At 54.1% G+C, this 14,224-nt stretch carries 14 protein-coding genes; 9 read left to right on the plus strand and 5 right to left on the minus strand.

Features of this window, described 5'->3' with window-relative positions; genetic code table 11:
* The first annotated feature begins 314 nt into the window (after window positions 1-314).
* Both dusB and fis read left to right on the plus strand, forming a co-directional pair.
* The gene (dusB, locus tag FDP13_RS16300) at window positions 315-1,280 is read left to right on the plus strand and encodes a tRNA dihydrouridine synthase DusB (protein WP_015848150.1); all 966 of its coding nucleotides are present in this window, start codon (window positions 315-317) and stop codon (window positions 1,278-1,280) included.
* A gap of 23 nt (window positions 1,281-1,303) precedes the next feature.
* Complete coding sequence (fis, locus tag FDP13_RS16305) at window positions 1,304-1,600, plus strand: DNA-binding transcriptional regulator Fis (protein ID WP_012883002.1); 297 nt, start codon at window positions 1,304-1,306, stop codon at window positions 1,598-1,600.
* A 167-nt stretch (window positions 1,601-1,767) separates the two neighbouring features.
* Here the strand turns inward: fis and FDP13_RS16310 are convergent, their stop codons facing one another.
* Genes FDP13_RS16310 through FDP13_RS16320 form a run of 3 tightly spaced genes read right to left on the minus strand, consistent with a single transcriptional unit; the run spans window position 1,768 to window position 3,479 of the window.
* On the minus strand, window positions 1,768-2,820 hold the full coding sequence (locus FDP13_RS16310) for an NAD(P)-dependent alcohol dehydrogenase (protein WP_015848151.1): 1,053 nt from the start codon (window positions 2,818-2,820) through the stop codon (window positions 1,768-1,770).
* Window positions 2,821-2,835: 15 nt separating this feature from the next.
* Complete coding sequence (locus FDP13_RS16315; protein WP_143839903.1) at window positions 2,836-3,084, minus strand: hypothetical protein; 249 nt, start codon at window positions 3,082-3,084, stop codon at window positions 2,836-2,838.
* On the minus strand, window positions 3,084-3,479 hold the full coding sequence (locus FDP13_RS16320) for a cupin domain-containing protein (RefSeq protein ID WP_015848153.1): 396 nt from the start codon (window positions 3,477-3,479) through the stop codon (window positions 3,084-3,086). Before FDP13_RS16320 ends, FDP13_RS16315 begins: the two co-directional genes overlap by 1 nt.
* A gap of 276 nt (window positions 3,480-3,755) precedes the next feature.
* On the opposite strand from FDP13_RS16320, the gene FDP13_RS16325 reads away from it, so the two are divergent.
* Window positions 3,756-4,649, plus strand: coding sequence for a LysR family transcriptional regulator (locus tag FDP13_RS16325; RefSeq protein ID WP_143839904.1), 894 nt, complete (start codon window positions 3,756-3,758; stop codon window positions 4,647-4,649).
* Here the strand turns inward: FDP13_RS16325 and FDP13_RS16330 are convergent, their stop codons facing one another.
* Both FDP13_RS16330 and FDP13_RS16335 read right to left on the minus strand, forming a co-directional pair.
* Window positions 4,650-5,873, minus strand: a complete 1,224-nt coding sequence (locus tag FDP13_RS16330; RefSeq protein WP_143839905.1) for a multidrug effflux MFS transporter — start codon at window positions 5,871-5,873, stop codon at window positions 4,650-4,652.
* 305 nt (window positions 5,874-6,178) lie between these two features.
* Window positions 6,179-7,321, minus strand: coding sequence for an endonuclease/exonuclease/phosphatase family protein (locus FDP13_RS16335; RefSeq protein WP_143839906.1), 1,143 nt, complete (start codon window positions 7,319-7,321; stop codon window positions 6,179-6,181).
* 250 nt (window positions 7,322-7,571) lie between these two features.
* Here FDP13_RS16335 and FDP13_RS16340 point away from each other — a divergent pair, with 250 nt between their 5' ends.
* From FDP13_RS16340 to FDP13_RS16365, 6 genes are all read left to right on the plus strand, one after another.
* Window positions 7,572-8,342 carry an amino acid ABC transporter substrate-binding protein gene (locus FDP13_RS16340; RefSeq protein ID WP_143839907.1) on the plus strand — a complete coding sequence of 257 codons (771 nt, stop codon included), beginning with the start codon at window positions 7,572-7,574 and terminating at the stop codon, window positions 8,340-8,342.
* A 27-nt stretch (window positions 8,343-8,369) separates the two neighbouring features.
* The gene (locus FDP13_RS16345; RefSeq protein WP_027713399.1) at window positions 8,370-9,035 is read left to right on the plus strand and encodes an amino acid ABC transporter permease; all 666 of its coding nucleotides are present in this window, start codon (window positions 8,370-8,372) and stop codon (window positions 9,033-9,035) included.
* A 528-nt stretch (window positions 9,036-9,563) separates the two neighbouring features.
* Window positions 9,564-10,589 carry an amino acid ABC transporter substrate-binding protein gene (locus tag FDP13_RS16350; RefSeq protein ID WP_027713400.1) on the plus strand — a complete coding sequence of 342 codons (1,026 nt, stop codon included), beginning with the start codon at window positions 9,564-9,566 and terminating at the stop codon, window positions 10,587-10,589.
* Between the two features lie 72 nt (window positions 10,590-10,661).
* Window positions 10,662-11,840, plus strand: a complete 1,179-nt coding sequence (locus FDP13_RS16355; RefSeq protein ID WP_015848161.1) for an amino acid ABC transporter permease — start codon at window positions 10,662-10,664, stop codon at window positions 11,838-11,840.
* 9 nt (window positions 11,841-11,849) lie between these two features.
* Entirely contained in the window at window positions 11,850-12,944 is a 1,095-nt protein-coding gene (locus FDP13_RS16360; protein WP_199886346.1) for an amino acid ABC transporter permease, read from the plus strand.
* Window positions 12,945-12,952: 8 nt separating this feature from the next.
* Complete coding sequence (locus FDP13_RS16365; RefSeq protein ID WP_143839909.1) at window positions 12,953-13,714, plus strand: amino acid ABC transporter ATP-binding protein; 762 nt, start codon at window positions 12,953-12,955, stop codon at window positions 13,712-13,714.
* Window positions 13,715-14,224 lie beyond the last annotated feature (510 nt).

The raw sequence follows: 14,224 nt of genomic DNA on the forward strand, positions 1-14,224 counted from the left end.
TCGACGCATCACGCGTCGGCAGGCGTCTGATGCGGATATTTCGTTGGACAAACCGACTACTGTTACCATCAATCACTATTTCTATGCGGTGAAACAGCATATTCAGGCGGATGTTTAATTTCCCCGGCATGTACACAAAATCGGCAGCGCAGGAATAACACTCTGTAAACAAAGGGAAAATAAAAACCGCGCAGAAGCAATGCAGCATTTCCTTGATCTGTTCCGCTCAATTGCTCAAAGTTTGGCCTTTCCTATCGCGTAAAAAATGCGTAATATACGCGCCCTTGCAGGCACAGTATGGTCACTCTTTGTCTATGCGCATTGGACAATTTCAGCTTCCTAATCGTTTGATTGCCGCCCCGATGGCGGGCGTAAGCGATCGCCCTTTCCGGGCTCTCTGTTACGCGATGGGCGCTGGAATGACGGTTTCCGAGATGCTCTCTTCCAATCCGGAAGTGTGGCGTTCGGACAAGTCGCGGTTGCGCATGGTACATAGCGATGAGCCCGGTATCCGAGCGGTACAGATAGCCGGCGGCGATCCGGATGAAATGGCGGAAGCCGCCAGAATCAACGCGGAAAACGGCGCACAGGTCATCGACATCAACATGGGATGCCCGGCCAAAAAGGTGAACCGCAAGATGGCCGGTTCGGCGCTGTTGCAGTACCCGGAGTTGGTGAAACAGATCCTGACGGCGGTGGTGAAAGCGGTAGACGTACCGGTGACGCTAAAAATCCGTACCGGCTGGGCGCCGGAGCACCGTAACTGTGTAGAGATTGCCCAATTGGCTGAAGATTGTGGTATTCAGGCGCTGACCGTTCATGGACGCACGCGTGCGTGTCTGTTCAATGGCGAAGCGGAATACGACAGCATTCGGACAGTTAAGCAGAGTGTTTCCATTCCCGTTATTGCGAATGGCGACATTACTGACCCGCGCAAAGCCAGAGCGGTTCTTGATTACACCGGGGCTGATGCCCTGATGATAGGACGAGCCGCTCAGGGAAGACCCTGGATCTTTCGGGAAATCCAGCATTATCTGGACACAGGGGAGTTGCTGCCGCCCCTGCCACTGGCAGAGGTCAAGCGCTTGTTGATCGGGCATATACGGGAATTGCACGACTTTTATGGTCCAGGCAAGGGATTTCGTATAGCACGTAAGCACGTGTCCTGGTATCTCCAGGAGCACGCCCCAAACGACCAGTTTAGGCGCACATTCAACGCCATAGAGGACGCCGGCGAACAGCTGGAGGCGTTGAAGGCATATTTTGAAAATCTTGCGTAAACAGAAAAAGAGCTGACAGAACTATGTTCGAACAACGCGTGAATTCTGACGTACTGACCGTTTCCACTGTAAACTCTCAGGCTCAGGTAACCCAAAAACCCCTGCGCGACTCGGTTAAACAGGCACTGAAGAACTATTTCGCTCAACTGAATGGTCAGGACGTGAATGACCTGTATGAGCTGGTACTGGCTGAAGTAGAGCAGCCGCTGTTGGACATGGTGATGCAGTACACCCGCGGCAACCAGACCCGCGCCGCCCTGATGATGGGCATCAACCGCGGTACGCTGCGTAAGAAACTGAAAAAATACGGCATGAACTGATAACCATCAGTCATCCACGAAATACAAAAGGCGCGATACCGATTTGGATCGCGCCTTTTTACTTATTACCCTTTTTACTTATTACCCTTCGATTTTCTACCCCGCCAGGCTGGATTACCCGATCGTTAGCGATTCCCAGCCGTTTGTGGATACCCGCGCCGACAAGCTTAAGCCAGCGATGCCATATCGATAACAAACCGGTATTTCACGTCGCTTTTCAACATACGTTCATAGGCCACGTTGATGTTCTGAATATCGATCATTTCCACGTCGGAAGTGATGCCATGCTCGCCGCAGAAATCGAGCATTTCCTGCGTTTCAGCGATGCCGCCGATGCATGAACCCGCGACCGACCGCCGCCCCAGAATCATCGAAACAGTGTTGAGCATCGGGTTGATATCACCCAACAACCCCACAAACACTAAGGTGCCGTCTACCGTCAGCGTCGGCATGTAAGGATTGATGTCATGCTCGTAGGGCACAGTGTCGATGATCAAGTCGAACTGCCCTTTGACCGTCGCCATCTGCGACGCCTCAGTCGACAACACAATGCGGTCGGCTCCTAAACGCCGGGCGTCGGCCTCTTTGCCGGGAGAACGAGTGAATAGCGTCACTTCCGCACCGAGCGCGTGAGCCAGCTTAATCGCCATATGGCCCAGACCACCCAGCCCGACCACCGCCACCTTGCTGCCTTTACCGACGTTCCAGTGACGCAGCGGCGACCAAGTGGTAATCCCGGCGCACAACAGCGGCGCCGCCGATTTCAGATCCATCGATGTGGGAATACTCAGCACGAAATCCTGTGAGACGACGATTTGCTGGGAATAGCCGCCATAAGTCGGCTGGTGATCATGACGATCGACCCCATTATAGGTCTGCACGCTGCCTTCTTCACAGTATTGCTCCAGTCCCTGCTGGCACGGCTGGCACTCACGACACGAATCCACCATACAACCGATACCCACCAGATCGTCAGGTTTGAATTTGGTGACCTGATTGCCAACGGCAGTAACTCGCCCAATAATTTCATGGCCGGGAACCAACGGATAATGGCTAAATCCCCAGTCATTACGGGCCTGATGTAGGTCGGAGTGACAAACACCGCAATAGAGAATATCCACCACGACATCGTCCGGGCGTGGCGTGCGGCGGGTAAAGTGGAACGGTGCTAATGGCGCGGCTGACGACTGTGCAGCATACCCCAGTACTTTCATGGTCATAGTTGACTCCTTGCCTTATTCAACGTGTGAAGACAATTCCTGATAGGTCTCTTGCCGGGCCGGGCGAAACAGAATGTCGTTAGTAGCGACATCGTCATGTCGGCAGATGGCAAGTGCCGCGTCCCAGGCAAACGACGCTGTAGGAATAGCATAGTCGCCCTCGCGCAACTTGACGCCCCGCCTGTCAGGTTCGGTAATACGTTGCGCCAGCTCGCACCCCGCCACGCCGGGCTTCACCCACAACCATATCGAGATTTGCTGCATTATTTCGGATATTGCTCATCACTGACGTGCTCCAGCCATTCGACGACGCTGCCGTCAAGCGACTCGGCAATCGCGATATGCGTCATCGCAGTTTCTGCCGTTGCGCCGTGCCAATGTTTCACCCCTTCAGGGATCCAGACGATATCCCCCGGATTGATTTCATTAACCTCTTTTCCCCACTCCTGAACCCAGCCGCGCCCCTGAATCACAATCAGCGTTTGCCCCAGCGGATGGGTGTGCCAAGCGGTACGCGCACCGGGTTCAAAGGTGACGGTCGCGCCGCCTACACGGGCTGGCTCCGTCGCCTGAAACGGTGCGTCAATGCGTACCTGACCGGTAAACCACGCTTGCGGGCCCTGCCGGGAAGGCTGCGAGCCATTACGAATGATCTTCATTTTTTTCCTCTACTTCCGGCCTGATTGCCGGCATTAACCTCAACCGAGCGATGGGATATGGCATAAAACCTGTGCGCCATAGGTCGCGCTATCAGTATGGTTGGCGCCAGCCAACATCGCCCATTGCCGGTGTCCTCACCGGTGCAAAACGCTGATAAAAACCTATCGCGCCTGATAACCGGTGACTAGACGAGGAAATCCGCATGGAGCTATGAGTTAAATTCATATATTTATTCAGTATAGTGTCACGCGTCGTGCCGGTGGGGAGGAAAGTCAGTGCTTAAAGAAAATTTCAGCGATCTTATTTCGTTTCGTATGGTTGCGCAGGAAAAGAGCTTTACTCGGGCGGCCGCAAAGCTGGGTATCTCCCAGTCGGCGCTGAGCCATGCCATGCGCAGCCTGGAAGAGCGGTTGGGCGTTCGCCTGTTAACACGTACCACGCGCAGCGTGTCGTTAACCGAAGCCGGCGAGCGCCTGCTCGGCAACATTTCACCATCGCTAAACGAGCTTGAATACGCATTGGAAGATTTGGGGGAGATGCGCGATAAACCGGCGGGCAACATTCGTTTGACGGCCGGAGAGCACGCAGTGAATTTTGTCCTTTGGCCGGTATTGAAACCCTTTCTCAGCCAGTATCCGGATATCCATCTGGAAATTACCGTCGACAATACGCTGACGGATATTGTCCACGAGCGCTTTGACGCCGGTGTGCGATTGGGCGAACAGGTCGCCAAAGACATGATTGCCGTGCGCATCGGCCCGGATATGCGTATGGCCGTAGTGGGTTCGCCGACGTATTTCGCCCACCACCCGCGACCCGACACGCCGCAGTCACTGCAACAGCACCGCTGCATCAACATGCGCCTTCCCACATTGGGGGGACTATTCGCCTGGGAATTTTCCAGAGACGGGCGGGAAATCCGCGTGCGGGTCGATGGGCAACTGACATTCAACAACCTCCAGCACCGTATCGATGCGGCACTGTCCGGGTTGGGGCTGGCTTACGTCCCGGAAGACACTATCCGGTCGGCGGTGGCGGAAGGGCGTCTTATTCAGGTACTGGAGGCGTGGTGTGAACCATTTCCCGGCTATTACCTGTACTATCCCAGCCGGAAACAGCACACCGCCGCCTTTTCTCTGTTTATCGACGCGCTGCGCTATCGCGGCTGACTACGGGTGCACGCGGCGCATCAGCCCTGCCGTCAAGATGATGCCCAACGCGCAGACACCAATCAACCCGCCCATCGGCCAGGGCGTGCCGTCTGCCAGCCAGCCCAGCACGGAAGCGCTGATAATGCCCGAACCATATTGCATCGCACCAATCAACGATGAGCACGCGCCGACACGCCCGGTCGCGTCCGCCAGCGCGCCGGCAATCGCATTGGCGACAATAAAGCCATTCATGGCGGCATACAGTAAAAAAGGCACGACCAACCCCGCAATCCCGAACCAGTCTGTCCATGCGTTGATCGCCATGAGCACCCCCGCCAACGCGGCCAGACGGCTTCCCAGATGGAACAACCGCTCGCTGCCCCAGGACAACACCAGCCGCCGGTTAAAAAAGTTGGCCAGCATAACGCCGATGATATTAACGCCAAATAGCAGCCCATAAGCCTGAGATGGCACCTGATAATAGTCGATGTAGACAAACGGCGTACCGGCGATGAACACGTAAAAACCGCCGTAATAACATGTGCTGGCAATGGCATACCCCATAATCCGTTTATGGCGTAGCAGCGGAAGGTAAGCTTTAAAAACCTCAGCCAGCGGTACGGTGGAGCGCGCCGCCACCGGCAAAGTTTCCGGCAACACAACCGTGGCGATCACCGCCACGCCTCCCATGGCCGCCATTACCCAGAAAATGGCCTGCCAGTTGGCGTACGCCAGAATCTGCCCGCCCAGCAACGGCCCGCACAACGGCGCCACTGCCATGAACATAATCAGGGTCGATAACATCTGTGCGGCCTGTTCCCGTGAATAGAGATCCCGCACCATCGCCCTCGCCAACACCGGCCCGGCACACGCTCCCAGCGCTTGTATCGCCCGCCAGGCAATCAGTTCTCCTGCCGTTGTGGATAACGCACACCCCGCCGACCCCAGCGCGAAAATCGCCAAGCCAACGAAGATGGGCACACGCCGCCCGAAACGATCGCCTATCGGCCCCCAAAACAACTGCCCTACGCTGAAACCAACCAGAAACCCGGACAGGGTTAACTCAATACCACCATGCGGCATCCGCAATTGCTGGCTGATGGTCGGCATAGCGGGCAAGTATAAATCGGTGGCGATGGACGCAAACGACATCAGTGTGCTGAGAATGATCAAAATGCGTACATCGCGCCGGTAATGCGGCGTCAGCGCCTCACCAGACATTAACGTTGTTTTATTATTCATTAATCAAAAAATCCGGCCAGGGTGATCTTTGCCAATAATGGCTGTGTCAGTTCACGACCAAAACCGGTACTCACTCCGGTAATCAACCAAATTCGCTGCGACATGTTCTTTTCTCCATCAGGTCTTGATGGGCGATAATGTAAGTAGCCGCCGGAATGAATACTATAGAGAGGAAATGCTTGTACTTATGAATGTGACTCATGAATATACTTACAGCACCCGAAGCCGGGAGTGAAACGCGGCGGGCAAACCGCCTCGTTCACTTAATCGATAGCACGACAATCGTTGCGCGTTGCCCGTTGTACTCAGGTAATATCCAACTCCACCCACACGGCGGCATGATCCGAAGCGCCGGTATCCCAGGAAGTGACGGTCGGGAACGGCGTCACCGGTTCTGCGCCCTCTTTAGCGGCGATCTTATCAATGTTATAGATACCGCGTCGTTCGATGCCGCAGGTGACCTTCGCGCGATGTAGCGGCGTAGATATGAAGATATAGTCCAGTTGGTTTAATCGCTCCTGCGGTTTTCCGCCGGAGAAATAATAGGTATAACGCGCCGTTTCCGGCAGGTTAGGATCAATCACCGGGTGTAAATCCGGTATGGAAAACAACGGCGTCAGGCTGTGCCAGGGATTAGCGGCATCCTCGTTCAGATCCCCCATTACCACGACATACTCCTGCTGCAAATTGTACCCGCGCACAATCTCGGCAACGCGCTCCGCCTGAGCGAGCCGACGTTTGGCCGCCCGCTCGCGCTCTTCATCGTTACGGCCGTTCTGGCTTTTGAAGTGATTACACAGCACATGCACCGGCTGCGGCAGGCCGACGTCTATCGTCACCTCCAGGCAATCGCGGCTGAACAGCGGAGTAAACGACGCGCTCGCATCAAAAATATGGGTACGCAACTGGGTAATGCGATGACGAGTGAGGCAGGCAACATCAATACCGCGCGGATCGTTCGGGCTATCGATCATGACATACTGAGCAAACGCGTGATCCGCCAGAATCTGCTGATTGAAATCACGCAGCACCGCCATATTCTCCACCTCGACTGCGCACAGAATATCGGCTTTCAGCGCCTTGATGACCAACCCGGTATTTTGCCGCTGCTGATCGCCAAAGGGTTCGGCACGAAAAACCAGCTCGCCCAGCCAGTCACGTCGCCCACGGCAACTCTTGTTAATCCGAAATCCGGTCTTGCCCGCTTCGTTTTTCCAGCTTCCCAGCGAGCCGCCGTCAACCCGCAAGTCGATATACGGCTGGAGATTGCTGGTCAGGGTAAAAACCCGGTCTTTCAGGACATCGTCATACTTATCATCATCCAGCAGCGTTTGTAACTGGCGAACCTTCTCCAGTAATTCACTGCTTTGTTGCGGGTCAGGCAGGTTAAGAATCGCAGTACGGTGAAACAAGTTTTCAACGTTATAGCTGGCAAGTCTGAGCTTCATGGCTCCTCCTCAGGCGACAGGCTATGGCGGGAAATAACCAGTTACGGGACACCCCCTAGTCTGGCTACCGATTGTTACCACCGTATATCACACTGTCCCGCGATGCTCATTGGTAAAAAATACCGACGCTCACTATATTCATAGCAGATATAAGCCATGTCGTTATGGACTTGGCAAACATCATGACATCACGTAAATTCGCAGCATTTCTGACTCACAACGGCAACAGCCATCTCTGGCAGGAACAATGATGAAAAAATCTCGCTTAGCATTACTGACCGGCGCCTTACTGGTTACCAGCGTACTGGCTCATGCACAGGACGATCTCAGCGCCATCAAGGCGGCCGGTGTGATTAAATTCGGCACTGAAGGCACTTACGCGCCTTATACCTACCATGATGCCTCCGGCAAACTGGTCGGGTTCGATGTAGATGTCGGCCGCGCGGTGGCGGAAAAACTGGGTGTGAAAGCTGAGTTCGTCGAAGGCCGTTGGGACGGGTTGATCGCCGGCGTAGACGCCAAACGCTACGATGCCGTCATCAACCAGGTGGGCGTAACCAAAGAGCGTCAGGCAAAGTATGACTTTTCCAACCCGTATATCGATGCCAAATCGGTATTGATCGTACGCAGCGATAACACCAGCATCAAATCGTTCAACGACCTGAAAGGCCACAAATCCGCTCAGAGCCTGACCAGCAACTACTCCAAGCTGGCTACCAGCTACGGTGCGGAGATCGTGCCGACCGACGGCTTCAACCAGTCGCTGGAACTGGTGCTGAGCGGCCGTGCCGAAGCCACCCTGAACGATAACCTGTCGTTCCTGGACTTCAAAAAACACAAACCTGACGCCAAGGTAAAAGTGGTCGCTACCGCTGAAAGCGGCGATCCGTCGGCCATTCTGGTACGCAAGAACCAGCCGCAACTGGTTGAAGCGCTGAATAAAGCGTTGGATCAAATCAAAGCCGACGGCACCTATAAGACGATTTCTGTGCGATACTTTGGACAAGACGTTTCCAAATAATGCATTGATATCGGAGCTATTGTAGATATGCCATCATGGCTACAACTTATGGCAGACTCCTTCTGGAGTCTGCTTTCTGCCGGACTGACCTTCACCGTTCCTCTCGCGATTCTTTCCTTTGCCCTTGGGCTGATGCTCGGCGTACTGGTGGCGTTATTGCGCCTGTATGGCCCCAAACCGCTGAAAAAGATCTGCGACTTTTACGTGTGGGTGATTCGCGGTACACCGTTGCTGGTCCAGCTATTTCTGATTTTCTATGGCTTGCCTAACGCCGGCATTACGCTGGATGCCTTCCCGGCGGCACTGATTGGATTTAGCCTGAATGTCGGTGCGTACAGCTCGGAAATCGTACGCGGCGCTATTCTTTCCGTCCCGAAAGGCCAGTGGAACGCCGCCTATTCGCTCGGCATGAGCGGCGCGCAGGCTATTCGCTGGGTGATCGTTCCGCAATCCGTTTTTGTCTCGCTGCCGCCGCTGGCGAATACCTTTATTTCACTGGTCAAGGACACCTCGCTGGCCGCCGTCATCACCGTGCCTGAAATGTTTCTGGCGGCGCAACGCATCGTATCGGTCACTTATGAACCACTGATCCTGTACATCGAAGCCGCACTCATCTACCTGATGTTCAGCACCGTGCTGAGCAAACTACAGGCGCGACTGGAAAAATACTACCAGCGCCACACGGTACATTGATAACCGATCGATAGGCCAGATAACCGGCAGGCAGACGAGTCCGAATGGTCTGCCTTCTTATATTCCTTCCGGATTAATCCCCCTGAAAGCCCTGCTGTACCGCCGTTATTGGCTTTACGAGCCTGCTACTGGTTACCGGAACGCGATTACCGGAACGCGCTGCACTAAAACAGATAGCGCCGCCGCTGGCCATTGCTCTCCTTGAGGCAGCATCAACCCATTAACCGCTGTTTTTTGCCTAAGTTGCACCAGATTGGATCATTAAAATAACAATGCCGCCATTTTGGTGCACCCTATGCCTTGGCTTTATCCCGCTATACCCCTCATTTATCTCGATTTACTACGCAAGCGATTTAGTTTCCTGCCTGTATCACTGTGATCACAAGCTGGCATCGTTTTTGCTTTCTTAACATGACGGTGTCCGGCATACAGCGTCGGAGTCACCCATCGACAGACAGAGCAGGCGCGGCCATGACTGCGCCAACACACAACAGCACATTACTATTACATTAGGCACATACGATGATTATGAAAAAAGTGATTATGTCTACGCTGGTTGCCAGCGCTTCACTGTTTGCCTTCATCAACCAGGCACACGCGGGCGCAACCCTTGATGCCATTCAAAAGAAAGGGTTCGTGCAGTGCGGTATCAGCGATGGACTTCCTGGTTTCTCGTATGCCGATGCCAACGGCAAATACTCCGGTATCGACGTTGACGTCTGCCGTGGTGTCGCTGCAGCCATTTTTGGCGATGCCAATAAAGTCAAATACACCCCGCTGACCGCCAAAGAGCGTTTCACCGCTCTGCAATCCGGCGAAGTGGACCTGCTGTCCCGTAACACTACCTGGACATCCTCCCGCGATGGCGGCATGGGCCTGCTGTTCACAGGCGTGACCTACTACGACGGTATCGGCTTCCTGACTCATAACAAAGCCGGGCTGAAAAGCGCCAAAGAGCTGGACGGCGCAACCGTTTGTATCCAGGCCGGCACCGACACCGAGCTGAACGTAGCCGACTACTTCAAAACCCACAACATGAAGTACACCCCGGTGACCTTCGACCGCTCCGACGAAAGCGCTAAAGCGCTGGACTCCGGCCGCTGCGATACATTGGCTTCCGACCAGTCTCAGCTGTATGCCCTGCGCATCAAGCTGGGCAAACCGGCCGATTTCGTGGTTCTGCCGGAGGTTATCTCTAAAGAACCGCTGGGCCCGGTGGTACGCCGCGGTGACGAAGATTGGTTCGCGATTGTCCGCTGGACACTGTTTGCCATGCTGAATGCCGAAGAAATGGGCATCACCTCTCAGAACGTCGATCAGATGGCAGCCAAACCAACCACCCCAGACATGGCGCACCTGTTGGGTAAAGAAGGCAACTTCGGTAAAGATCTGAAACTGCCAGCTGACTGGGCGTTCAAAATCGTCAAACAGGTAGGCAACTACGGCGAAGTATTTGAGCGCAACGTCGGTCAGGGCAGCGAGCTGAAAATCAAACGTGGCCTGAACGAACTGTGGAATAAAGGCGGCATCCAGTACGCTCCTACCGTTCGCTAATCCCTGATGCTAAAACGGGCACGCGCTGCGAACCAGCCGTGCCCTTGCTTTATCTGTCACTGAGGCTCCAACATGCTGCAACGCCCAACCGTGAAAGGTGATTTATCACTGACTAATCCAGCGGTGCGCGCCTGGTTGTACCAAATTCTGGCGGTCGTTATCGTTGTGACTACCGTCGGCTACCTGCTGCACAACACGGTAACGAATCTGGCACAGCGCGGGATTACGTCAGGCTTTGCCTTTCTGAATAACAGTGCCGGTTTCGGTATTGTTCAACACCTGATTGACTATGAACAAGGCGATACTTACGCCCGCGTTTTTGTCGTCGGCTTGCTGAACACGCTACTGGTGTCGGCTATCTGTATTATCTGCGCCTCGCTGCTGGGGTTTATTGTCGGTCTGTCCCGGCTGTCTGATAACTGGCTGCTGCGTAAGCTATCAACAATTTACATCGAAACGTTTCGTAATATTCCGCCGTTACTACAAATCTTCTTCTGGTATTTCGCGGTATTACGCAACCTACCCGGTCCTCGTCAGGCTGTGAACGCGTTCGATACCTTTTTCCTCAGTAACCGGGGGTTATATATTCCGGCCGCCGAGTTCGGCCCGGGAGCGCTGCCGTCTTTCCTCGTGCTGCTCATTTCGCTGGGATGTGCCGTCGCGCTGCATCGCCGCAATAAACGCTACCATGAATTAACCGGTCAGCAACGTCGTTATTGGCCTATTCCTCTGGTCATGCTGATAGTCCTGTTGGGGCTGTCTCATTTGATCTTTGGCCAGGCACTGCATGGGGATTTTCCGGTACTGAAAGGGTTTAACTTTAACGGCGGCCTGGTACTGATCCCCGAACTGGCCGCGCTGGCGCTGGCATTATCGGTATATACCTCGTCGTTTATCGCCGAGATCATTCGTTCCGGTATCCAATCCGTCTCCCATGGACAACATGAAGCGGCGTTGTCGTTGGGCCTGCCCAAGCCGGTTACGCTGCGTAAGGTTATTCTGCCGCAGGCACTGCGCGTGATTATTCCGCCATTGACCAGCCAGTACCTAAACGTGGTGAAAAACTCTTCACTGGCCGCCGCAATTGGCTATCCCGATATGGTGTCGCTATTTGCAGGCACGGTGCTGAATCAGACCGGTCAAGCGATTGAAACCATCGCCATCACCATGTCGGTCTACCTGATTATCAGCCTGCTGATCTCATTACTGATGAACATCTATAACCGGAAAATCGCCTTAATTGAGCGTTAAAGGAACAGGATGACTATGACGACACACACTCCATCCCATCCGACGCCCATTAACGATGCCATCACCTGGGCGCGGCGAAACCTGTTCTCCAGCATATCCAACAGCATCTTAACGTTGGTTTGCTTATGGCTACTGTGGACGCTGATCCCACCACTGCTGAATTGGGCCATCATCAAAGCCAGTTGGATAGGCTCAACACGATCGGATTGCACCAGTGACGGTGCGTGCTGGGTATTCGTTCATGCCCGTTTCGAACAATTCATGTATGGGTTGTATCCACGGGAAGAACTCTGGCGCATCAACTTCGCACTGGTGCTGGCACTGATCAGCATCCTGCCGATGTTCTGGCGCAATCTGCCGCGTCGCGGCCGTTATATCGCCATCTGGTGCATCGTCTATCCGTTGATCGCCTGGTGGTTGCTGTTCGGTGGCTTTGGCGGTCTGACTCGCGTAGAAACACGCCAGTGGGGCGGACTGACGCTAACCATCATTATCGCGGCTATCGGCATCGCCGGTGCGTTGCCGTTGGGGATCTTGCTGGCGCTGGGGCGCCGCTCCAACATGCCGGTACTGCGTGCGCTATGCGTGATTTTCATCGAGTTCTGGCGTGGCGTACCGCTGATTACAGTGTTGTTTATGTCCTCCGTGATGTTGCCGCTGTTCCTGACGGAAGGCACCAATATCGACAAGCTGCTACGCGCCTTGGTTGGGGTCATCCTGTTCCAGTCAGCGTATGTCGCAGAAGTGGTGCGCGGCGGCTTGCAAGCATTGCCAAAAGGGCAGTATGAAGCGGCGCAGTCTCTGGCTCTGGGTTACTGGCGTATGCAAGGACTGGTGATTCTGCCTCAGGCGCTGAAAATGGTGATCCCCGGTCTGGTCAACACCATTATCGCCCTGTTCAAGGACACCAGTCTGGTGATCATCATCGGTCTGTTCGACCTGTTCAGCAGTATTCAGCAGGCAACGGTTGACCCGGCCTGGCTAGGCATGTCCACAGAAGGCTATGTCTTCGCCGCCATTATCTATTGGATCTTCTGCTTTAGCATGTCGCGCTATAGCCAGCATTTAGAAAAACGTTTTGATACTGGACATAAGTCCCATTGAGGTTATCCATGAACCAGGACACATTAGCATCTTCTTCCGACTACATGATCACGCTGGAAAATGTGAATAAGTGGTATGGGCAGTTCCATGTACTGAAAGACATCAACCTGCTCGTTAAGCAAGGCGAGCGTATTGTGTTATGTGGGCCGTCAGGCTCCGGTAAATCAACCACGATCCGCTGTATCAATCACCTGGAAGAACATCAGCAAGGTCGTATCGTGGTTGATGGCATTGAGCTTAATCATGACAGCCGCAACATTGAAAAAATCAGAACCGAAGTTGGTATGGTGTTCCAGCACTTCAACCTGTTCCCGCATCTTACGGTTTTGCAAAACTGCACGCTGGCGCCGAGCTGGGTGCGCAACATGCCGAAAAAAGAAGCGGAAGCATTGGCAATGCATTATCTGGAGCGAATCCGTATCGCCGCCCACGCCCACAAATACCCTGGCCAGCTTTCCGGTGGTCAGCAGCAGCGTGTCGCGATTGCCCGCTCACTGTGCATGAAGCCGAAAATTATGTTGTTTGACGAACCGACATCGGCGTTGGATCCAGAGATGGTGAAAGAAGTGCTGGATACCATGCTGGGTCTGGCAGAAGATGGTATGACCATGCTGTGTGTAACCCATGAAATGGGTTTCGCCCGTACTGTTGCCAACCGGGTGATCTTTATGGATCAGGGTGAGATCGTCGAACAGGCGCCGCCGGATATCTTCTTCAGCAGCCCACGCTCAGAGCGTACACAAACGTTTCTGGCGCAAATTCTTCATTAAACACTGCCTACAACGCTCCAGGCCCGCCCACTATGTGCGGGCTTTTTTTATACCTTCACTTTGCACATTAGAATCAGCACGCCCCCCTTCTGTAGGCAGCAACTTCTCACTGAAGATGTTTTCATCCACACAAGACAAAACAACAGGGACAGGGAGGGGACATATGTGAGAGATGAAGGCAATGAATGTGGAAGCAGAGGCCGGATTGGAGAAGCATCGAAGCAGCTTTCCCACGGACCCGATCAGAGTAACCGGGACATAACCGCAGAAGTGATTATCCGGTGGATAGAATAGATGATTGCCCGGTGAATTAACGTTGCCGCCAGAGCTATGCCATAAAAACGCAGCGCTAATATAACAACGCGTATCCACACGCAGGGCCGCAGAGTACCGTCACCCACCGTGCCACCAAAAAACAAAAGGCCCGATCTTTCGACCGAGCCCTTCGCTCTGTTTGATGCCTGGCAGTTCCCTACTCTCGCATGGGGAGACCCCACACTACCATCGGCG

Source organism: Dickeya sp. ws52 (assembly GCF_007210685.1).
GTDB classification, from domain to species: Bacteria; Pseudomonadota; Gammaproteobacteria; order Enterobacterales; family Enterobacteriaceae; genus Dickeya; species Dickeya chrysanthemi.